Source organism: Mesorhizobium sp. LSJC285A00, from assembly GCF_000503155.1.
GTDB lineage: Bacteria > Pseudomonadota > Alphaproteobacteria > Rhizobiales > Rhizobiaceae > Mesorhizobium.
Window position 1 is genome coordinate 24,748 of the sequence record NZ_AYVK01000028.1, and the last position, 20,876, is coordinate 45,623.

Genomic DNA, 20,876 nt, shown 5'->3' on the forward strand with positions numbered 1-20,876 from the left:
CCGTTTCCATTGGACAAAGATCGCGTGGGCAGTCTCGTTGAGCGCGACGAGCCCGCGTCGCGACCGAAGCGCTTATCAAAGTATTCGAGGTGGAACCCGGCCGAGGCGGTGATCCTCCGCATTGAGCCGTGGCAACTAACCGAAGCTAAAGCACCCGCGCTCGATTGCGAGCCGCTGAACCAGCGCCAGCACCGTGTCGATGGTCGGCGTCGGCTGGCCGGTGAGGCGACCGAGTTCCTGCACCGCGGTGACCAGAGCGTCGATCTCCATCGGACGACCGCGTTCGAGATCCTGCAGCATCGAGGTCTTGTGCTCGCCGACATCGCCGGCGCCCTTGATGCGTCGGTCGACCGGGATGAGGAAGCGCACACCGAGGCTTTCGCCGATCGCCTGCGCTTCCAGCATCATGGCGCGGGCGACGGCGCGTGTGCCTTCGTCGGCGACGATGGACGCCAGCGTGCTGCCGGTCAGCGCCGAGATCGGGTTGAAGGACAGATTGCCCCAAAGCTTCACCCAGATTTCCGAACGGATGTCCTCGCGGACAGGCGCCTGCAGCCCGGCATTGACCATTTCGCGCGCCAGCGCGGTGGCTCGCTCGCTCTTCTCGCCTGAAGGCTCGCCCAGCGAAAAGCGCGTGCCCTCGACATGACGGATCAGGCCGGGCGCATCGACCTCGACGGCCGGGTAGACGACGGAGCCGATGACGCGCTGAGGCCCGATACGCTCCCAGATCGTGCCGCCGGGATCGACGGCTTGAATGCGGGTGCCTTCAAGCGGTCCGCCAGCCTTATGGAAATACCACCAGGGCACGCCGTTCTGCATGGTGACAATGGCAGTGTTCGGCCCAAGCAGCGGCGCGATCTGGTCGAGCGCAGGACCAACTGAATGGGCTTTAAGGGCCAGCACGGCATAATCCTGCACGCCGAGATCTTCGGCGCGCGCGGCGGCCCTGACCGGAGCAACGGATTCATGGCCGCCTTCGATCAGCCGAAGTCCGTCAGCCTTGATTGCATCGAGATGCGCGCCGCGCGCCACGATCGACAGATCGACCTTGCCGGCGATCGCAAGCTTCGCGGCGAGGTAGCCGCCGATCGCGCCGGCGCCGAAAACGGTGACGCGCATCAGCGGAGACCGAGCTTGGCGGCAAGGCCGATGCGCTGCAGCTTGCCGGTCGCGCCCTTGGGGATTTCGTCGAGGATCACCACCTTGCGCGGCACCTTGAAGTCCGCGAGCCGGGTCGCGGCAAAGGCACGAATGTCTGCCTCGCTGGCGCTCTGGCCTTCGCGCAGCACGACAGCCGCCGCGATCTCCTCGCCGAGCTTGTCATGCGGCATGGCGAAGGTGACGACCTGCGCTACCGCCGGATGGTCCATCAGCACGCCGTCGACCTCGAGCGGCGAAATCTTTTCGCCGCCGCGGTTGATGATCTCCTTCAACCGGCCGGTGACGCGCAGATAGCCGTCCTCGTCGAGCACGCCCTGATCGCCGGTGTGGAACCAGCCATGCGTGAAGGCGCTGGCATTGGCGTCCGGGTTCTTCTCATAGGCGGCGGTGACGTTTGGGCCGCGAATGACGATCTCACCGGTCTCGCCGGCTTCGAGCAGCCGCCCGTCGAGAGCCATGACCGCGACCTCCGGCCCGGCGGCGGCGCCCACGCTGCCCGGCTTGCGCAGGCCGGGCGGCAGGCGGTTGGACGCCATCTGGTGCGCGGCTGGGAGCGAAGCCGACGACGAGCGGATGAAGCGCAGCTTGGCTTCGGCGAGTTGCTCGGGGTTGCGTGCGGCGCGCGGCAGGATCGCCTGGTGCATGGTGGGCACGGCGGTATACCAGCTGGGCATTGCTTCGCTGAGCCACTGGAAGAAACGCAGCGCGTTGAAGCCCGGCGTGCAGAAGACGCTGCCACCGGCGGCGAGCGAGGAGAGCACCGCCGCGATCAGCCCATGGATATGGAAAAGCGGCATGATGTTGAGGCAGCGGTCGGCCGAGGTCAGGCCGAGCGTTGCGCCGATATGCGCTGCCGACGCGGCAAGATTGGCGTGGCTGAGCGGCACCAGTTTCGGCCGTGACGTAGTGCCGGAGGTGTGCAGCAGAAGTGCCGTGTCGCTTCCCTCGGCCAAGCCGGACGCGACCAGTGATCCGACGGGATTGCCCTCGATCCTGAAGACGCCGGCCGGCGCGCCTTCTGGCACCACCAGCCGCAGCACCGGGATGCCGAGGCGCTCGGCAACTTCGACCGAAGGGCCTTGCTCGTCCTTGCCGACAAGGATCGCCTTGACCCCGATATCGCTCAGATAGAAATCGAGCTCGTCGGCCCGGTAAGCCGGATTGAGCGGCGCGGTGGAAGCAGCGGCAGCAACAGTTATGAACGCCGTCGCCATTTCCGGACCGTTCGGCAGCACGATGGCGACGCGATCGCCTCGGCCGATGCCCAGCGCGTTGAGCCGCGCCACGGTATCGCGGATCAAGCCGCGCAGCCCGCCGTGCGTCAGCAAGTTGCGATCGGGCGCGGCTATGGCCGGCGCATCTTCAGCGCCGGGTGCGAGACGTTGGGCAAGATCAGTGGCTTTTTCGCTGTTTATCATGGTTCCCAGACTATGTTTCGAACGATCGGCCGATATGTCCAGCAAAGGCTGCTCAATATCCGAGTGCAAGGCGTCCGTGCCGCGCGCAAACATCAATCTTCGGCCCGCGGTTACGATGCCAATCGTGATCGCCCGCGAGTTGCTCCAAGGCTCGCTGCAATGCCCCCCGTGAAAGAAGGATCGCAAGGCGGATCGCCGTCGGATAAACGTCGTTTGTCGACTGAGCGAAGTTCACGTGGTTGTTGGGATGCAGCGCGTCGTATCGTCCGCGTGGCAATCCCATGATTTCCAGGCCGCGGTTGGCGATGACCTCGTTGATGTTCATGTTGGTCGAGGTACCGGCGCCGCCCTGAAATACATCGAGCGGGAACTGGCCGAGATGCCTGCCCGTCGCGATTTCCTCGCAGACTTGGCAGATGATATCGGCCTTTTGCTTGTCCAGATCGCCGAGCGCCGCGTTGGCGCGCGCCGCTGCCATTTTCACATAGGCAAGCGCCTTGATCAGGTTCGGGAAATGGCTGATCCGGACACCCGAAATCGGAAAGTTGGCGATGCCCCGCGCCGTCTGCGGGCCGTAGTAGGCATCGACCGGAATGCTCACCGGCCCGAGCGGATCTTTCTCAATCCGCTCGATTTGTGAACCTTTCATCACGAAGATTGCCTCGTCATTTTGCCTGCCGCATCTGGTCGAAGGTGCGTGTCAGTTGAAGCAGCTTCCATCCCCACAACGAGAGTGAGCCCACCGGGCTTCGAAAGTGGTTGCGGAGCGGAGCTACCTGGGATTGCGCTCCTTCCGCTTCATCAGCGGCGCACACCTATTGCTTAGCCCGATCCCCATTTGGATCGAAAAACGCCCGCAGAGATGCGTCGGCTTCGTAGAGCTTGCCGGCGATCTCGATTTCCCACCGACTGTTCTCGATCAAGTCCTTGGTGACACCGGCGGAATGGTTTACATAGCCCAGTCCAACCGAGGTTCCGATTGTAAAGCTCTTCACGCCAGAGGAAATATAGCCAACAATTCTCCCGTCGCAGCGGATTAGCTCCTCGTGGACGAGAACAGGTTTGGGATCGCGAAGCTTTATGGACACCAAGCGTTTTTTTAACGGCCCGGCATTTTTCTGTGAAGCCAGAGCATCTTTTCCGATAAAACCGCCTTCTTTATTCCAGTCCACCGTAAATCCCAAACCCGCTTCAAGCAGCGTGTCGACTGGTGTGAGATCGAGCTGGTATTCTCGGTAGGCGCGCTCGGAGCGCAGATGCTCAAGCGCGTGGTATCCCGCAGCCTTGAGGCCATACGCTTGGCCGGCCTCCCAGACAACGTCAAACACATGCTGTGCCATCTCGGTTGGAATATGAAGCTCCCAACCAAGCTCTCCGACGTAAGTTAACCTATTGGCTATTACACGAGCATACCCGATATCGATTTCCTGACTGGTGGCGAATGGGAAGGCCGAGTTCGCCAGATCTGTGTCCGTTACTTGGGATAGGATCTCGCGCGATCGCGGGCCTTGCAATGACAGGACCGCGTACCCGGACGTGAGATCAGTTAGAGTGACATTCCATTCATCGGTAATATGTTTTGAGATCCAGGCCTTATCCCTGGGATGGACGGTCGCTGAGGAGATAATGAGGAACTCCGTCTGCGACAAGCGGTTTACAGTAATATCTGTTTCTATCCCGCCCTTTTCATTGAGCATGTGGGTGTACACCAGCTTTCCCACAGGTACATCCACATTGCCGGCGCAAAGCCACTGAAGGAAACGGCAGGCATCGCGACCCTGAACCAAGTGTTTGCCGAAAGAGCTTTGGTCCAACAAGATAGCGTCGTTGCGGGCAGCCTTGCACTCCTGACTGGTATACTTGAACCAGTTCGGCTCCTCGTAGGAGTAGATATTTTTGGTCGGCTCCCCCTCGCCTGCGAACCACATGGGACGCTCCCATCCCATCCCTTCACCAAAGCTGGCTCCAAGCCTCGCCCACCGGTCGTGAAGCGCGCTTTTCCGGACCCCTCGCGATGTCTCAGGCTGGTAGGCTGGCCAGTGCATCTTATAGTGAAGACCCAGCACTTCGGCAGTGCGATCGTGCAAATACCGCCTGTTGACCTGGAAGGGATGGAAACGGGCGACATCGACGAAGCTGATGTCCATTTGAGGTTCGCCGGCAACGATCCACTCTGCCAGAGCTCGCCCTGCTCCCGCGCCGAATTCAATGCCCTCTGAGTTATACCCGGTGGAAACGTAGAGGTTTTTCAATCCAGGAACTTCACCGATCATGAACAGAAGGTCGGGGGTGAAACTTTCCGGACCGTTGAAAAACTTGGCAATGCCGGCGTTCGCGAGATCAGGGACAATTTCTATCGCCTTGGTCATCGGCAGTTCAAAGTGCTCCCAGTCTTCCGGAAGCTCGATGAAGGCCGTTTCCTTCGGAAGCTTTCCCATCGGCAAAGGTTTTCCCCAAGGCTCGAAGGCACCCACCAGGAGCTTTCCTGTGTCTTCTTTCAGGTATACATGTCCGTCGGTGTCGCGCAGCACAGGTAAGGTTGGCGTCACAAAATCCATGGCGTCGGTCACCACATAAAAGTGTTCTGCCGCATAGATCGGAATTCGCGCACCTAACTTGGAAGCGAGGTCTCTGGTCCAAAGTCCACACGCGAGTACGAGAATTTCAGCTTCGACGACGCCATCCTTGGTCTGAACCTGGTAGTTGCCGTCGAGTGTTTTCCAAACGTCCGTTACTTCAGCGTTTTCTACTATTTTTACACCGTTTTTTTTGGCGCCAATAGCTAATGCCATGCATGTGTCGACAGGATTGGTTTGGCCGTCGCCAGGGATAAAGACTGCACCTTCGATGATAGAGGCGTTGAGGGCTGGATAGAGCTTTTTCGCCTCGCTCGGCGAGATCATATTGGCCTCAAGGCCAAAACTCTTGGCGATCGAAGCGTTGCGAGCAGTTTCGTATAGGCGCTCTTTGGTTCTGGCGACCCCAAGCGTGCCATTTCGCTTGAATCCGGTAGCTTGTCCGGTCTCCGCTTCCAGAGCGGAGTAGAGTTCTGCATTATACTTTGCGATCTCCGTTAGCGCGTGAGTGCCGCGCGTCTGCATGATCAAACCCGCCGCATGCCAAGTTGTGCCGGAGGTAAGGGTATTGCGCTCTAAGAGCGCTATGTCCTTCTTACCGTTCGTTGCAAGGTGAAAGGCAATACTTGCGCCTGCTATGCCTCCACCAACTATCAGGATTTCGTGGTGCCGAGTCGGTACTTCACGAGGACGGAAGGGCGGGTTCGTGATCATAAGTATCCTTGTTCGTTCTCGGAGAATCCAGCGCCAAAGTGTTGCGACAATTCAGCTTGAGCTTTGTTGCAGCGCTTCAGCGCATTTCCAGCCCACGTCGAAAGTCAGTCCTTTTCGACAGACTAGGGGGCGACGTTCGTGGAGATGGTGCTAAATGGGGCTAAAAGCGGTGTCCTTCTGCGTATTTCTGAACTCCAGCGCTGAATTATTGCGCGCACGGGATGGCGCGGCACAAACTTCCCAAATATGTGCGTTGCGAACCTTCCGCGCGTCCGACGCCAGGTCGTAACTGCACCGTCTCTGCGGATGGCTCTTGATTCTCCCTGGCCCTTGGCGGATTCGACAAGAACATCCCTCCAGCATGCGCGAGCCTCCGGGTCTGAGAGTCGCCGGATCATGTGGAGAGTTGCCGACGCAGTCTTGCACGTGTCACAAGATCAGAGCCGAACGATCCGCATCGGCGTCGACGCGATCTGGGGGACATGAGAGATGAAGGGCCTGCGCAAAAGGACACTTAAATCGCGCTGGTCGCCTTGGCGGAATGATGAAATGGGGAAGCCGAGGAAGGAGCGGTCGAGCAGCCGCCGTGTGACTGATCCGATACCGATCAAGCCAAATGGCCTGTCTGAGCGAGACGACAAATGCACGCCTTGGGTCGTTTTAGCTAGACTAAACGGGCCAGGTCTGCGCTGGGGAAATCATCTTGGGAGGTCGTCCTGCAACGCTTGCTAGTGAGGTTACCGACGACGAATAGCACGGCCGGCACTCCGCGCTTGTCGCACTTCGATGATTGCTGACCGCATCCACCGACCAGCCAAGATACTGCGCTATCCAGAGGACTTGCGTCTCGTGGCTGTTCGGGCCGCTCACTCAGCTGCTCTCAGGCACTGGATGAGACGGTAGCTGGATTGGGAGCGAAGCACTTCGGTGCACGTTCCCAATCCGGCTGAATAGACGAACGCCAGAAGCTTTTTTGCTAGTCCACGACTATTAGCTCGCGGGCGACATCGGCTAGCCGCTCGCCACCCTTTTCGGTAACAACAAACGACTCCGATATTGCGGCTCCGAAGGCAGGAGGCCTGACCCCTGATTGGAAATGGAAGCACATGCCCGCCTGGAGCACGGTCTTTTCGCCTGAACGAATGCTCACCGTGCGCTCACCCCAGTCCGGCGGGAAGTTCATGCCGATTGAGTAGCCAGAACGGCCCTTTTTGACGTATCCGTGGCGGTTCAAGATGTCCAGCCACACGGTATTCAGCTCGTCTACGACTACACCCGGTTTCGCCATTTCGAGGACAGCGTCGCCACCTTCGATGATGGCATTGGCGAGGTGCTGGGCCTCCTTGGGTGGCTTTCCCATGTAGACCGTACGCGTCAGAGGCGCATGATAATGGCGCCTGGCCGCTCCAATTTCCAGGAGAACCAGCCCCGACTTGGGCAGGGGCTTGTCCGACCATGTGAGGTGTGGAGCGTTCGTTTTCTCGTCAACCTGTATCAATGGACAGAGACTTGTATAGTCACCGTATTTCCCATCAACGCCTCTTGTCTGATCGGCATAAATCTGAGCGACGATTTCGTATTCAGGAACTCCCGGCTTCAGATTATCTACCGCCCGGCGCATGGTGTGGCTGACAATCCGACCCGCTTCCCTCATATAGACGAGTTCGGCGTCGGATTTGACGAGTCGGGCCCAATTAACGAGGCCGCGGCTGTCAGAGAACTCTGCATTTGGAAGGCCGTTGACAAGGTGCTGGTGCGCACGCGCTGTATAGAAATGCGCATCGAGCTCAACCGCTATGCGATCAGATCCCCAACCGCGGGATTTTATGATTTCGCTGACTTCGTCGTAGGGATGCAGCTCCACATGATGAAGTCGGTCGTCGGAAAAATTGATAATGTTGTCAGCAGGCAAGTCCGTCGTAGCACGAGCGCCGTTCACGTCGACCAGCCGCCCTATCCAAATCGGCGTGTCCGACTTTAGGTGCACGAGAACCACTTGAGGCGTATAGAAGGACCAGGCGTCATAGCCGGTCAGCCAGCACATATTTGCGGGGTCTTGGCAGATTAGCAGGTCGAATCCTGCTTCCTCCATACGTGCCTTCACGTCACGGACACGGCGTTGATACTCCGCAGGCAGGAAGGGTTTCACATAGTCCATTTCGCAGTAGTCCTCTGCACCTAGGTTGGCTGACCGGACCAAGCACTCTTTCCATGCCCATCCGTACTCGTCGACAACCTAGCATGCTTCAGAGGTCGCTGCGTGCGGACCTCGCTGGTCGGTCGCAGAAAACCGGCGTTTTTGCGTTCTATGCGCTGCTTAGCTTCCGGTTCTGCGACTCAGCGCCGTGTCCGTGTGCACGGTGGCTTCTTATTGGCTCCAAAGGGCCACAGCGGTGGACATAAGGTGACCAGCTATGGATCCCGATGACGGGCGCTTCTGGAGAATGCTGCAACACGGTCGCATTGGCATACCAACTGGACCATCTCGACGGCCCTGGTGACGCGAGCATCCAGCTTGGCTAGCGTCATGAATGGCCTCTTGAACTTCGTTGAAGATGGCGACCGTTGGAACCTCTACGCAAAAGGGGGTGGGCGACCTCCTGCTGTGTAGGCTTTGGCGGGCGGGAGGCGATCTCGCGAATTTTTTAGAGGCGCAAGAGCGAACTGCTACGCCATTTCGCAATGCCACGGCCCGCTTGTGGACAGCGAGCAGCTGCAGGAGGTGCTGGCCCGCAACTAACGGTGTTCGTAGACCCTTTAGGACTGTTCAATCCCGCCAAGGACTCCGTAACCAGGCTAGTCATGAGTAGCGAGCGCCTCGACGTATATGGCTGAAGTCGGCGTCGAAACTGGCGATGATCCGCAAGCATCACCGTCTTGAGACACATGGCGACCAGGCGATCCTTTACCTGGTCCTCAAATTTGACCTCATATCTTGCGCTATGCGGCCTTCGTGCGACCGGACATCACGCCGGCGACAACCTCGCCGAAGGAAGCTGGCGTTGGCACGATGACGACGCCTGCTTCCTTCAGGATCTCGACCTTTTCCTGCGCCGACTCGCCGAAGGCCGAGATGATGGCGCCGGCATGGCCCATGCGGCGGCCCTTCGGCGCGGAAAGCCCGGCAATGTAGGCGATGAGTGGCTTGCGCATGTTGTCGCGCGCCCAGATCGCGGCTTCCGCTTCCTGCGGGCCGCCGATCTCGCCGATCATGACCACCGCGTCGGTGTCGTCGTCCTGCTCGAACAGTTCTAGGATGTCCTTGAAGGACGAGCCGTTAATCGGGTCGCCGCCGATGCCGACACTGGTCGACACGCCGATGCCGAGCGCCTTCATCTGCGAGGCCGCTTCGTAGCCGAGCGTGCCGGAGCGGCCGACGATGCCGACGCGGCCGGGAAGGTAGATGCTGCCCGGCATGATGCCCATCAGCGCCTGTCCAGGCGTGATCATGCCGGCGCAGTTCGGCCCGATCAGCCGCATGCGGTCCTCGAAGCGGTAGCGGCGCATGTAGCGCTTGACCTGCATCATGTCCTGCGAAGGGATGCCGTCGGTGATGCAGACGCAGAGTTTAATGCCGGCATCCGCCGCTTCCATGATCGAATCGGCGGCAAAGGGCGGCGGCACGAAGACGATGCTGGCCTCGGGGCGGGTTTCCCGCACCGCGCCCTTGACGGTGTTGAAGACCGGCAGGCCGAGATGCGTCTGGCCACCCTTGCCGGGGGTGACGCCGCCGACCAGCTTGGTGCCGTAGCGCTTCATGTCCTCGGTATGAAAGCTGCCGATCTTGCCGGTGAAGCCCTGGACGATGACGCGCGTGCCGCGGTTGAGCAGGATTGCCATTCTTGAGCTCCCTCAGCTTGCTTTTTTCATCGACACCGCGCGCCAGGCGGCGACGGCTTTTTCGGCGGCTTCGGCGAGTGTTTCGGCGACGATCACCTTCTCGCCGGAATTGGCCAGGATGCGGCGTCCTTCCTCGACCTTGGTGCCGGCAAGACGCACCACCAAGGGCACGTCGACGCCGACTTCGCGGATTGCCTTGATAACACCCTCGGCGACCCAGTCGCAGCGATTGATGCCGGCGAAGATGTTGACCAGGATGGTCTTGACATCCTTGTCACCGAGCACGGCGCGGAACGATTTCGCAACTCGCTCGGGCGAGGCGCCGCCGCCGATGTCGAGGAAGTTTGCCGGCTCGCCGCCGGCGATCTTGATCATGTCCATCGTCGCCATGGCGAGGCCGGCACCATTGATGATGCAGCCGATATCACCGTCAAGGCCGACATAGGAAAGGCCACGGTCGCTGGCAAAGGTTTCGCGCGGATCCTCCTGCGACTTGTCGCGCAATTCGGAAATTTGGGGACGACGAAACAGCGCGTTCTCATCGAACGACATCTTGGCGTCCAGCGCCACCAAATTACCGTCACGCGTGACGACCAGTGGATTGATTTCGAGCATCGAGGCGTCGTAGTCGCGAAACACGCGGTAGCAACCAAGTAGCGTTTCGGTCGCCTTGCCAATCAGGTTGTTTTCAAGACCAAGTCCGAAGGCGATCTCGCGCGCCTGATAGTGCTGCATGCCCGCGCCGGGGTCGACAGTCGCGCGAATGATTGAATCTGGCTGCTTTTCGGCAATCTCTTCAATCTCCATGCCGCCGGCCGCAGACGCGACGATCATCACCCGCTCGGCTTTACGGTCAAGGACAAAGGCGAGATAGATTTCCTGGCTGATGTCGACGGTCTCTTCGACATAGAGCCGCGACACCAGCTTGCCGCGCAGCCCCGTCTGATGCGTAACCATCTTCCTGCCCAGCATCGCCTCGGCGGCATCGCTCACTTCCTGGTCGGACGTGCAGATGCGAATGCCACCGGCTTTGCCGCGCGCACCGGAATGGATTTGCGCCTTGACCACCCATTTGCCGCCACCGATCTCGCTCGCACGATATGTCGCCTGCTCCGGACTGTAGGCAAGCCCGCCGCGCGGCACATGCACGCCGTGACGGGCGAGCAGTTCCTTGGCCTGGTATTCGTGGATGTACATCATGTCCTCCCGGTAATTCTTAATGCGCGGCGTGTGCCTGGCCGGCGCGCTCGATCGCTTCGTTCACAACCAAAACATTCCGCGCCATGCGCTCCGACGCAGCGTCGATCATCTTGCCGTCGAGGGCGGCCGCGCCCTTGCCCGCCGCCTCGGCCTCCTTCAGCACTTCGAGGATGCGCCTGGCGCGCGTGACCTCCTTTTCCGGCGGCGAGAACACGTCATTGGCCAAAGCAATCTGCGAAGGATGAATCGCCCATTTGCCTTCGATGCCAAGTGCTGCGGCGCGCCTGGCGCCGGCGACGTAGCCTTCCGGATCGGAAAAATCGCCGAACGGTCCATCGATGGCGCGCAGGCCGTAGGCCCTGCAGGCGACCGTCATCCGCGACAAAGCAAAATGCCACTGGTCACCGGGATAGTCGGGGTTGAGGCCGCCAATGTTGACGGTGCGCGCCTTGTTGCTGGCGGCAAAGTCGGCGACGCCGAAATGCATGGCTTCCAAGCGGCCGGGTGTCGCGGCGATCGCCTCGACATTGGCCATGCCGAGCGCGGTCTCGATCAGGGCTTCGAGGCCGACGCGGGTCCTGAAACCCTTGGCCAGCTCGATCTGGTTGACCATGGCCTCGACCATGTAGAGATCGGCCGGGACGCCGACCTTCGGCACCAGGATGGTGTCCAGCCGGTCGCCGGCCTGTTCCATGACGTTGACCACGTCGCGGTACATGTAATGCGTGTCGAGGCCGTTGATGCGCACCGAGACGGTCTTGCCCTTGGCGCGCCAGTCGATGTCGTTGAGCGCCTGGATGATGTTCTTGCGGGCGCGTTCCTTGTCCGGNGGTCTTGCCCTTGGCGCGCCAGTCGATGTCGTTGAGCGCCTGGATGATGTTCTTGCGGGCGCGTTCCTTGTCCGGCGGCGCGACCGCGTCCTCGATGTCGAGGAAGACGAAATCGGCGGCGCTGTTGGCCGCCTTGTCGATCATCTCCGGGCTGGAGCCTGGAACCGCCAGCTCGCTGCGCTGCAGCCGTAATTTTTTGAGGTGGTTGATGGTGTGGCTCATGTTGCGTCTCCCCTGCACCCGGGCTGTTGACTAGGCCAGACATTTCCATGTCCGCTTGGGTTCCTTCACACGGTAGCACGGCTTAGACGCTGGGCTTTTCCCGCCAGCGCGGAGATGCCGCATAACATCTGCGTTTTTTGCGCGGCTGCGCAGCGAATCCTCTTTCATAGTTCTTTCGTCGCCTATCGGGCGGGCGGCGATCCGCTCGGAATGCCGCCGTAGATATATCTTTGGAGAGGGATTTTTGACTGGTGAGGGGTGGGGTTTGGACCAATTAGATCTCCACCGCGAGGATAGCTAAGCAGGAGATCTCGCATCAAGTTAGGGTCACCCAATGTTCTTTCAATCGAGACGCTCTTCGATTCTATCGAAGAGCCACAACAACTTTGCCCCATGTACTCTGTAACCAAGTGCCGGCACATCCCCGCAAGAGGCACCGCTATAGCGTGGCCCACACTTGCCAGCTACGTGCGCGACGTCGCAGGCTACGCCTAGACTATAGAAATGTTCCGATTCCTTGATGCGGCTCTCATAGAGCAGGCAGAGATCAGACGGAAAAACTCAGCAGAACGTCATTATTCGCAGGAGAACGCCTTGGCCGCCATACATCACGCTGCCAATCGCCGCAGCTGCGGGGCTAGTTTGACGGAAATGGACAATCAACTGGGGTCACTAATGAAAGGTTCAGCAACCATATTGAAAGGGCTAAAACGGCAGGACCTTGTGCAAAAGTGTGCTTATGTGAATGGCGCCTGGCTGTCCAAGGCTGAAACACTCTCTGTGGTGGACCCGGCCACCGGCGAGGAGCTGGCTCATGTGGCGGCCTGCGAGATGTCCGACGTGGACACCGCAGTCAAAGTCGCGAAAAGCGCATTTCAACGATGGCGTGATGTTCTTCCTTCGGTACGGGGCGACTACCTGCGGAAATGGGCTGCAGGTATGCGCGAGAATGCGGAAGACCTTGCCGCTATCATGACCGCCGAGCAAGGCAAACCGTTAGCCGAGGCGCGCGGTGAGATTTCATATGCCGCTAGCTTTCTTGACTGGTTTGCAGCGGAGGGCGAGCGGGCCTACGGCGAGACCATCCCGAGCCATCTCGCCGGCAGCCGACTCTCCGTGCAGCTCCAGCCGGTCGGAGTAACGGTCGCCATAACGCCTTGGAACTTTCCCTCGGCGATGATCACCAGGAAAGCAGGAGCCGCGCTGGCGGCCGGTTGCACCATGATTGTCAAGCCCGCCCCCGAAACCCCCTTGTCAGCTCTGGCGCTTGCCCGTCTTGCCGAGGACGCAGGAATTCCCGCCGGCGTGTTTCAAGTGATCACGGGAGAGGCTGCCCCACTCGCCAAGCGGCTGCTGAATCATACCGATGTGCGGGCATTCTCGTTCACGGGCTCGACCGAGGTCGGTCGGATCCTGCTCGAGGAGTCCGCAAAAACGCTGAAGAAGGCTTCACTTGAGCTCGGCGGCAATGCTCCTTTTATCGTATTCGATGACGCACCGATGGAGACTGCCGTGGCTGGATGCATGGCAGCCAAATTCGCCACATCCGGTCAGGACTGCCTGGCAGCGAATAGGATCTACGTCCAGCGGGGAAGCTATGAGCGCTTTGTAGAGGAATTCGCGAAGGCCACCAGTAAACTGAAAGTCGGGCACGGATTCGAGTCCGGTGTCGACATTGGTCCAATGACCAAACCCTCCGTCACGGAAAAGTGCAGACGGCAGGTTTCCGAAGCTCTTTGTGCCGGTGCCCGCATCGTTGTTGGCGGACAGGACAGTCCGCTCGGCGGCAATTTTGTGACCCCGACTGTTCTAGCCGACGTCACTGACGACATGCTGATCGCCAAGGAAGAGACCTTTGGGCCAGTGGCTGCAATCCTTCCGTTCGATGAAGAGGCGGAAGTGCTTGCGCGGGCCAACAACTCGGAAATGGGCCTTGCGGCTTACCTTTACACAAGAGATCTGAACCGCGCCATGAGGCTGACCGACCAGTTGGAATACGGCATGGTCGCTGTCAACACACCGAAATTTACCGGCGCGCCCATACCTTTCGGCGGATGGAAGCAATCCGGGCTCGGCCGGGAGGGCTCAAGACATGGTCTCGCCGAATATCTTGAACCGAAATACGTGTGCATCGGCAACATCTCAGACTGAAAGGAAAGCCCTATGACTATCAACATCAAGGATATCAGCGAAAAAGATAGAAACGCTGTCCTGCATCCATTCACGCAGCTCAAGGATTTTGCCAGCGGTAAGCTCGGTGAGCCGACGATCGTCGAGACAGGGAAGGGAATCCGCATTCAGGACGCGCATGGCAACCAATTTATCGACGGTTTTGCCGGCCTCTACTGCGTCAATGTCGGCTATGGCCGCACCGAAGTGGCAGAAGCGATCTCGCGTCAAGCCTATCGACTAGCTTATTATCACTCGTATGCGGCGCACACGACGGACGAGCTCGCGATCCTTTCCGATCGCCTCGTAAAGATGGCGCCGGGCAAGATGAGCAAGGTCTTCTACGGCATGTCCGGGTCGGATGCGAACGAGACCCAGGCCAAGCTTGTCTGGTACTACAACAATCTGCGTGGCAAGCCGAACAAGAAGAAGATCATCTCGCGTGAACGCGGCTATCACGGGTGCAGTGTCGTGTCCGGCTCGATGACGGGCATGAGCTTCTATCACGACCACATGGATCTCCCGCTCCCGCAGATCATTCACACCGGTGTTCCACATCACTACTGGGGCGCGAACGCAGGCGAGTCCGAACGCGAATTTTCAGCGCGGCGCGCCGAGGAACTTGACCAGCTGATCGAACACCTGGGGCCAGAAAATGTTGGCGGCTTCATCGGCGAGCCGGTGCTCGGCACCGGCGGTATCACGCCTCCGCCGGAAGGTTACTGGCAAGCAATCCAGCCCGTGCTCAAAAAGCACGATGTGCTCCTCATTGCAGATGAAGTCATAACTGGCTTTGGTCGGACCGGCTCCATGTTCGGCTCGCAGCATTACGGAATCGAACCAGACCTCATAACCATCGCAAAGGGTCTGACCTCGGCTTATTTCCCCCTTTCCGCGGCAATCGTCGGTGAAAAGGTCTACAGGGTCCTGGAGGACGGGGCGGACAGGGTCGGCGCATTCTCGCACGGTTACACCTATTCGGGCCACCCGATCGGGGCTGCCGCGGCCAACGCAGTGCTTGACATCGTCGAGAAAGAAGACCTTCCGGGGAACGCTCGCGAGGTCGGTGCATTCTTCCAGGCGCGGTTGAAGGCGAAATTCGCGCAGCTGCCGATCGTCGGCGAAGTACGCGGCGTCGGCCTCATGGGCGCAATCGAGTTCGTGAGCGATCGTGACAAGAAAAGGCGTTTTGATCCTGCCCTCAAGGTTGGTGCACGAATTTCCAAGGCAGCGCGTGAACGTGGTCTGATTGCTCGCGCGATGCCGCATGGTGACATTCTCGGCTTCGCTCCTCCCTTGGTGACAACCAAGGCTGAAGTCGAAGAAATCGTTGGCATCGCTGAGAGTGCAGTTCGCTTCGTCATGGATGAGCTCACGCGAGACGGGCATAACATCTGAGGCGCGGGCTGCCGAATTTGCGATGTCAGGAGGCCCTGAAAGCCTCGGGATGTTCGACAGGCCCAGGCTGGCCCGCTGTATTGAGCGGTTCACCGGGCGTGAGCGGAAAGATAGAATGACATCTTGCGCCGAAACGGCCCCCCGACCGCGGCGGGCCGGCGCAGTAGCGCGCAAGACCCGAGCCTAGCTGGTGAGCCGGGGGCGATCGGGCGTTGCGAAGCAGCTAGCGGAATACGGTTCGATGGGCGCAGAGCGCTTCTTGTTGCGTAGCTGCTCTGGTCTCCAAGGAAGAAAGTCAGTCTCGCCGTTGGCTCAGGGTCGGAGAAAGGAACCGGGATGCTAGACTCACAGTCAACGTGCCAAAATTTTCGCTTTTATCTGCTGCCGGGCTTCTCGCTCCAGGCCTTCTCGTCGGCAGTTGAAGCGCTGAGGCTCGCCAACGAGGTTTTGGGGCGGGACGTGTATAGCTGGCAGGTCATTTCGGACGACGGGCAACCTGCGGCCTCGAGTTGCGGGCTGTTGGTTTGCGCCGATTCTTCGTTGCCATTCGAACGTGAAAAGACCCGGCGATCAATCTCAACCCCTGCCGTCGTAGTCGTGGGCGGCCGCAATGCTCCTAGTCCAGACAAACAGCTTGATGCATGGCTTCGAGAGTGTCGCAACCGCCGCGGTAGCTTCGTAGGATTAAGTAGCGGTACGATTGCGCTTGCTCGGGCGGGGCTTGCAGAAGGGCGGCGTTGCGCGATTCACTGGGAACAGTTTCCTATGTTCTCTGAGCGGTTCCCAGGCGTGATAGCCACTCAAACAGCCTTCGAGCGGGACGGGAACTTCTACACTTGCGCCGGAGGAGACGCCCCCTTCGACATGTTTCTTGACTTAGTCGACCATCATCATGGGGCGATAGTCGTCAGCCGAATTTGCGAAAAAGCTATCGCGTGTAGCACCCGTTCAGCGGGTGACCGCCAACGTCTTCCTCTTCATTCTCGAGTGCAACTAAATCACCAAGCCGTCATCAAGGTAATCGAGGCGATGGAGGCAAACCTCACCGAGCCATTGCTATTGGACGAACTTGTGGGAGTCGCCCGACTATCCCGCCGTCAAATCGAGCGGCTGTTTAGGCGGGAACTAGGATGTTCTCCGAGCCGCTACTATTTGGATCTTCGTCTGGAACGAGGGCACCTGCTACTCATCAGCTCGCGCCTGCCAGTCGTTGAAATCGCGATGGCTTGCGGCTTTGTCTCTGCATCGCATTTCTCGAAAGCGTATCGCGACGCTTACGGATGCGCGCCGCATCAATCACGATTGCCAGTTTACCAACGAGAGAGAATGCGGTCGAACGGGCCGGAAAATAGAACTCGGCAAATCGATCGGAGACTAAGTAACGAAAGAATGCCTAACTGCCACTAGCAGAGCGCCGCGTTGTTTTCTCCAGATTGCTTATGGCGCTCCTTTGCTGACTGGCCTTAGCATAACCGAGGTCGAACAGGTCCGGCTTCGATCAGCTCTTGTCGATTTGTCCCGTTGCAACCCGGGTCGGGCCAGCCCGCTTACTAGCACTGGCGTTAAGTGAACACACTTGCACACCATAGAATAGGATAATTCGATATGATCCAATTGCCCTTTGCGCTCAGCGAGTACCGCGGCAGGCTTTCCGCCATCCGCGCCGAAATGGCGCGCCGCAACCTTGACCTGCTGATGGTCAACGACGTCGCCAACCAGCACTACATCACCGGCTATGACGGCTGGTCGTTCTACACGCCGCAAATGGTCCTGGTGCCGCTCGCCGACGAGGAGCCGGTTTGGATCGGTCGCGCCATGGATGCCGCGGGCGGGCTGTTGACCGCATGGATGAAGCCCGAGAATGTCGTCGGGTTTCCGGAAGATCATGTCCAGCGGCCTGACCGCCATCCAATGGACTGGATTGCTGCCTGGATCGAAAGAAAGGGCTGGGGGCGCGGCAATATCGGCATCGAGCTCGAGGCCTACTACTATTCCCCAAAGGCGCATACACGGCTGACCGCGGGCCTGCCCAATGCAACCTTCCACGACGCCGACCTTCTGGTGAACTGGATCCGCAGCGTCAAGTCGGACGCTGAGATTGGCTACCTCCGCAAAGCCGCGCGCCTTGCCGAGGCGGCGGTCACCGCGGCCTATGACGTGATTGCGCCAGGCGTGCGCGAGTGCGACGCCGTCGCCAAGATCCAGGCCGCCCAGATAGCCGGCTCGCCGGATTTCGCGGGCGACATCACCGCGCTGCCGCCGACCATACTGGGCGGCGATAATGCCTCGGCACCGCATATCATGTGGAGCGACCGCCGCTTTGGCGAGAACGAAACCGTCGCGCTCGAACTCGCCGGGGTCGTGCGCCGCTACGCCGCCGGTCTGGCCCGGACGCTTCAGCTAGGCGCTATGCCAGCAAAGGTCAGCGACACCGGCAAGGCGGTGCTCGAAGGCATGGAGGCGGTGCTTGCTGCGATCAAGCCTGGTGTTCTGGCGGAAGACGTCGAGGCGAGCTGGCGCAAGGTCATCCAGCGCTACGGCCTGAAGAAGGAGTCCCGGATCGGCTATTCAATCGGGGCCGCCTATCCGCCAGACTGGGGCGAACACACGATCAGCCTGCGCCAGGGCGACAAGACGATTTTGAAGCCGGGCAACGTGCTTCATTCCATCCTCGGTATGTGGATGGATGGCTGGGGGATCGAAGTGAGCGAAACGATCCTCGTCACCGCCTACGGCTGCGAAACGCTGACCAGCTTCCCGCGAGAGATCCATGTCAAACGCTGAAGCCGGCATTGGATTGATGGACGCTAGGCTGCAGCAGCGGATGTTGGAGGTCCGGCGCCATCTTCACCGCAACCCGGAGCTCTCGAACGAAGAGCGAGAGACGCAGGCCTATCTGAAGCAGGCGCTGGAGCACGCTGGACTGAGCGGGATCAGGCTCGTGGCCGGTTTCGGTCTGGCCGTCGACGTGGTTGGCACGGCCGGCCCGTCGAATCGCAAGGTCGTCCTCAGGGCCGATATCGACGCGCTGCCGATCACCGAAACCTCAGGCGTGCCGTTCAGCTCGGAGCGTCCGGGCGTCATGCATGCATGCGGCCACGACGCCCACACCGCGATGGGCTACGCGGCGGGCGTTCTGCTGGAGCGCCAGAAGCAGTCGTTCAGCGGCACCGTCAGGATCATCTTCCAGCCCGCGGAAGAGGCGGAACCGCNTGCTGGAGCGCCAGAAGCAGTCGTTCAGCGGCACCGTCAGGATCATCTTCCAGCCCGCGGAAGAGGCGGAACCGCTCGGCGGCCGCCGGGTCGTCGAGGAAGGGCTGCTAGACGACATCGACGCGGCGATCGGCATCCATGTCGATCCGTATACAGAGACGGGAAAGATCGCGGTCGGCGCAGGGCCGTACACGCTTGCCTGCGATACATTTGACATCATCGTTATCGGCAACTCAGCGCACGCGGCAAATCCGTCCGAAGGCGTCGACGCCATCGCCGTTGCTTGTTCGATCGTGACGGAGCTGCAGAAGATCGTATCGCGCGAGACCGATCCGTACGATCCGCTGGTCGTCTCCGTCACCGGCATCGAAGCTGGCGGCGCCTACAATGTGATCGCCGCCGAGGCGACGTTGAAAGGGACGATCCGAAGCGGGCATGAATCGACCCGTCAGCACGCTTGGAAGAGGCTGCGCCAGGTCGTGGATGGCCTCGCTTCAAGCCACAATGCCAGTGCCGAGGTGGACCTAAGGCGTGGCGAACCGCCGGTCATCAACGACCCTGGCATGGTCGAGCTCATCCGCCGAACTGGGGCCGACCTGCTGGGGCAGGACAACATTGTGAGCGCGCCGGGCTGGACTGCAGCCGATGATTTCGCCTTCTACAGCGAGAAGTGCCCGTCGGTATATTTCCGGCTGGGCATCCGCAACGAGGAGCTCGGAGCGATCTATCCACTTCACCATCCGCGATTTCGAGTCGATGAACAGGCGCTGTCTATAGGCGCTGTTGTCCTCTGCAACGCTGCCCGAAATTTCTTGTTGCCTCAGAGCTAGAGTGGTTCATTTATTGATTGAAATCGGCAGCTCTCGCCGGCGCCCACTGACTTGCCCGCGACTCGGTGGTGCAGCGGCGTGCGGCCGAGTCATGCCGTGAAGTCGCGTCATCTCCTGAAAGTCTTTGCAGTGGGCCACGCGTAACGGCAGTCGCGCTAATCGGCCCGAGGCAGGGAATGTCATCATTCGCTTGGCTTTCATCATCCCGAGCGCACCGAGCAATCTCTCGGTCGAGCTCAGCCATCGCCTCACCCGGTGGTGGACTGGTCGACGAGCAGAGACAGGATCCGGCGTACGGCTTCGGCACGCATCGCATCGTTGGCCCTGGCGCAGCGCCTCAGATCGCTTCGGCGCAGCAGCACCCTTCTTGTGCCGCAGTTCCGCGATGATGATGGACCTCTGGGTGATCGGAGGTTGGCTGGAATATCAGCGAGGTCCACAAGACTTTGACCGCGCGGCGCCCGTTGCCGGAGATTTTTTCGTAGCGTTTGCAGCGGAACCTTATGGGGAGACCGCCCGGAAATGCACCTGTCTGCCAAGAAGGTCGCCATCGGCCCGGCCGCGTGATCACCGGCTGAATGCCGCTTTTCCGGATGACTGGAAAATCCGCGGTAGCAGCAACGAGCCCGGGTGCAGTGCCGGCACTATTCCTCAATAGGCAAAGCTAATGATGCCTTGATCCGGTCCATAACGACCATCGTCTTGACTGCCTTGATATCAGACTCGTGAAAAAATCGACGGGTAAATGCCTCATACTCGGCCATGTCCCGCACAGAGATCATGAGAACGAAATCGGCTTCACCCGTTACATAGTACGCACTCATGATCTCAGGAGTGCGCCTGACCGCTTGCTTGAAGCGATCAATGATGTCTACCCGCTCGCGCTCCAGACTGATAGACGCCAGCATGAGCATGGGACGACCCACGGCTTGCGGGGAGACTATGGCAACGTCAGCCTCAATCACACCATCATCACGCAGTCGCTTCAGTCGCCGTTGACAAGCGGTCGCAGAAAGGCCCGCAAGTTCGCCCAGCTCGGCTGTCGTAAGGCGATTGTCGCGCTGCACGGCATTGAGAAGCTTTCGATCAACTCGATCCAGGTCCATATCACTATCACTGCAAAAAAGGGCACATCTGCGCAGAAAAACGGCTCGACTGTGCTGATATTAGCCTGACATCCGCAATGATCAAGCCATAAAATGATTTGATCAGCGAATTCCTTCGGTTAGCCCGCGTGGTGACCTCTTGTTCTTAATGAATCCGCCCCGGGGCACGGGCGCCCGCAAGGTAGCTCGACGGCTC

The 20,876-nt window shown here is 59.8% G+C and carries 13 protein-coding genes and 2 pseudogenes; 6 read left to right on the plus strand and 9 right to left on the minus strand.

The genetic code is table 11. The features are described 5' to 3' along the window. Positions 1 to 135 precede the first annotated feature (135 nt). The 8 genes and pseudogenes from X726_RS147235 to X726_RS01000000167205 all read right to left on the minus strand — a co-directional run bounded on the left by X726_RS147235 (position 136) and on the right by X726_RS01000000167205 (position 11,964). Positions 136 to 1,122 carry a 2-dehydropantoate 2-reductase gene (locus X726_RS147235; RefSeq protein ID WP_023671614.1) on the minus strand — a complete coding sequence of 329 codons (987 nt, stop codon included), beginning with the start codon at positions 1,120 to 1,122 and terminating at the stop codon, positions 136 to 138. Continuing rightward, a complete protein-coding gene (locus X726_RS147230) occupies positions 1,122 to 2,582 on the minus strand; it encodes an acyl--CoA ligase (RefSeq protein ID WP_031215187.1) in 1,461 nt (486 codons plus the stop codon). The genes X726_RS147235 and X726_RS147230 overlap by 1 nt, the downstream gene beginning before the upstream one ends. A 52-nt stretch (positions 2,583 to 2,634) precedes the next feature. After that, positions 2,635 to 3,231, minus strand: coding sequence for a lyase family protein (locus X726_RS147225; protein ID WP_023671616.1), 597 nt, complete (start codon positions 3,229 to 3,231; stop codon positions 2,635 to 2,637). Positions 3,232 to 3,397: 166 nt separating this feature from the next. Beyond that, positions 3,398 to 5,872, minus strand: a complete 2,475-nt coding sequence (locus X726_RS147220) for an FAD-dependent oxidoreductase (protein ID WP_023671617.1) — start codon at positions 5,870 to 5,872, stop codon at positions 3,398 to 3,400. 976 nt (positions 5,873 to 6,848) lie between these two features. After that, entirely contained in the window at positions 6,849 to 8,030 is a 1,182-nt protein-coding gene (locus X726_RS147215; RefSeq protein WP_031215189.1) for a Xaa-Pro peptidase family protein, read from the minus strand. Positions 8,031 to 8,812: 782 nt separating this feature from the next. Beyond that, entirely contained in the window at positions 8,813 to 9,712 is a 900-nt protein-coding gene (gene sucD / locus X726_RS147210; RefSeq protein ID WP_023671619.1) for a succinate--CoA ligase subunit alpha, read from the minus strand. Positions 9,713 to 9,724: 12 nt separating this feature from the next. Further along, on the minus strand, positions 9,725 to 10,909 hold the full coding sequence (locus tag X726_RS147205; RefSeq protein WP_023671620.1) for a malate--CoA ligase subunit beta: 1,185 nt from the start codon (positions 10,907 to 10,909) through the stop codon (positions 9,725 to 9,727). A 19-nt stretch (positions 10,910 to 10,928) separates the two neighbouring features. After that, positions 10,929 to 11,964 (minus strand): annotated as a pseudogene (locus X726_RS01000000167205) (CoA ester lyase). 675 nt (positions 11,965 to 12,639) lie between these two features. Here X726_RS01000000167205 and X726_RS147200 point away from each other — a divergent pair. The 6 genes and pseudogenes from X726_RS147200 to X726_RS01000000167210 all read left to right on the plus strand — a co-directional run bounded on the left by X726_RS147200 (position 12,640) and on the right by X726_RS01000000167210 (position 19,574). After that, positions 12,640 to 14,115 carry an NAD-dependent succinate-semialdehyde dehydrogenase gene (locus tag X726_RS147200; protein ID WP_031215191.1) on the plus strand — a complete coding sequence of 492 codons (1,476 nt, stop codon included), beginning with the start codon at positions 12,640 to 12,642 and terminating at the stop codon, positions 14,113 to 14,115. A 12-nt stretch (positions 14,116 to 14,127) separates the two neighbouring features. Then, a complete protein-coding gene (locus X726_RS147195) occupies positions 14,128 to 15,531 on the plus strand; it encodes an aspartate aminotransferase family protein (protein WP_023671624.1) in 1,404 nt (467 codons plus the stop codon). A 336-nt stretch (positions 15,532 to 15,867) separates the two neighbouring features. Then, on the plus strand, positions 15,868 to 16,938 hold the full coding sequence (locus X726_RS1000000169380) for a GlxA family transcriptional regulator (protein ID WP_084630848.1): 1,071 nt from the start codon (positions 15,868 to 15,870) through the stop codon (positions 16,936 to 16,938). A gap of 198 nt (positions 16,939 to 17,136) precedes the next feature. Continuing rightward, positions 17,137 to 18,315 carry a M24 family metallopeptidase gene (locus X726_RS147190; RefSeq protein ID WP_023671625.1) on the plus strand — a complete coding sequence of 393 codons (1,179 nt, stop codon included), beginning with the start codon at positions 17,137 to 17,139 and terminating at the stop codon, positions 18,313 to 18,315. 40 nt (positions 18,316 to 18,355) lie between these two features. After that, positions 18,356 to 18,616, plus strand: a pseudogene (locus X726_RS1000000172285) (amidohydrolase); the annotation flags it as partial. Between the two features lies 1 nt (position 18,617). Then, on the plus strand, positions 18,618 to 19,574 hold the full coding sequence (locus X726_RS01000000167210) for an amidohydrolase (protein ID WP_023671626.1): 957 nt from the start codon (positions 18,618 to 18,620) through the stop codon (positions 19,572 to 19,574). A gap of 644 nt (positions 19,575 to 20,218) precedes the next feature. Here X726_RS01000000167210 and X726_RS147185 read toward each other — a convergent pair. Then, on the minus strand, positions 20,219 to 20,680 hold the full coding sequence (locus X726_RS147185; RefSeq protein WP_023671628.1) for an Lrp/AsnC family transcriptional regulator: 462 nt from the start codon (positions 20,678 to 20,680) through the stop codon (positions 20,219 to 20,221). Positions 20,681 to 20,876: the final 196 nt, after the last annotated feature.

Excerpts from the sequence above, each read along its gene's own strand:
- X726_RS147225 (WP_023671616.1), bottom strand. The coding sequence starts at position 3,231 with ATGAAAGGTTCACAAATCGAGCGGATTGAGAAAGATCCGCTCGGGCCG.
- X726_RS147230 (WP_031215187.1), bottom strand. The coding sequence starts at position 2,582 with ATGATAAACAGCGAAAAAGCCACTGATCTTGCCCAACGTCTCGCACCC.
- X726_RS147190 (WP_023671625.1), top strand. The coding sequence starts at position 17,137 with ATGATCCAATTGCCCTTTGCGCTCAGCGAGTACCGCGGCAGGCTTTCC.
- X726_RS1000000169380 (WP_084630848.1), top strand. The coding sequence starts at position 15,868 with ATGCTAGACTCACAGTCAACGTGCCAAAATTTTCGCTTTTATCTGCTG.
- X726_RS147185 (WP_023671628.1), bottom strand. The coding sequence starts at position 20,680 with ATGGACCTGGATCGAGTTGATCGAAAGCTTCTCAATGCCGTGCAGCGC.
- X726_RS147235 (WP_023671614.1), bottom strand. The coding sequence starts at position 1,122 with ATGCGCGTCACCGTTTTCGGCGCCGGCGCGATCGGCGGCTACCTCGCC.
- X726_RS147205 (WP_023671620.1), bottom strand. The coding sequence starts at position 10,909 with ATGTACATCCACGAATACCAGGCCAAGGAACTGCTCGCCCGTCACGGC.
- sucD (WP_023671619.1), bottom strand. The coding sequence starts at position 9,712 with ATGGCAATCCTGCTCAACCGCGGCACGCGCGTCATCGTCCAGGGCTTC.
- X726_RS147200 (WP_031215191.1), top strand. The coding sequence starts at position 12,640 with ATGAAAGGTTCAGCAACCATATTGAAAGGGCTAAAACGGCAGGACCTT.
- X726_RS147195 (WP_023671624.1), top strand. The coding sequence starts at position 14,128 with ATGACTATCAACATCAAGGATATCAGCGAAAAAGATAGAAACGCTGTC.
- X726_RS147215 (WP_031215189.1), bottom strand. The coding sequence starts at position 8,030 with ATGGACTATGTGAAACCCTTCCTGCCTGCGGAGTATCAACGCCGTGTC.
- X726_RS147220 (WP_023671617.1), bottom strand. The coding sequence starts at position 5,872 with ATGATCACGAACCCGCCCTTCCGTCCTCGTGAAGTACCGACTCGGCAC.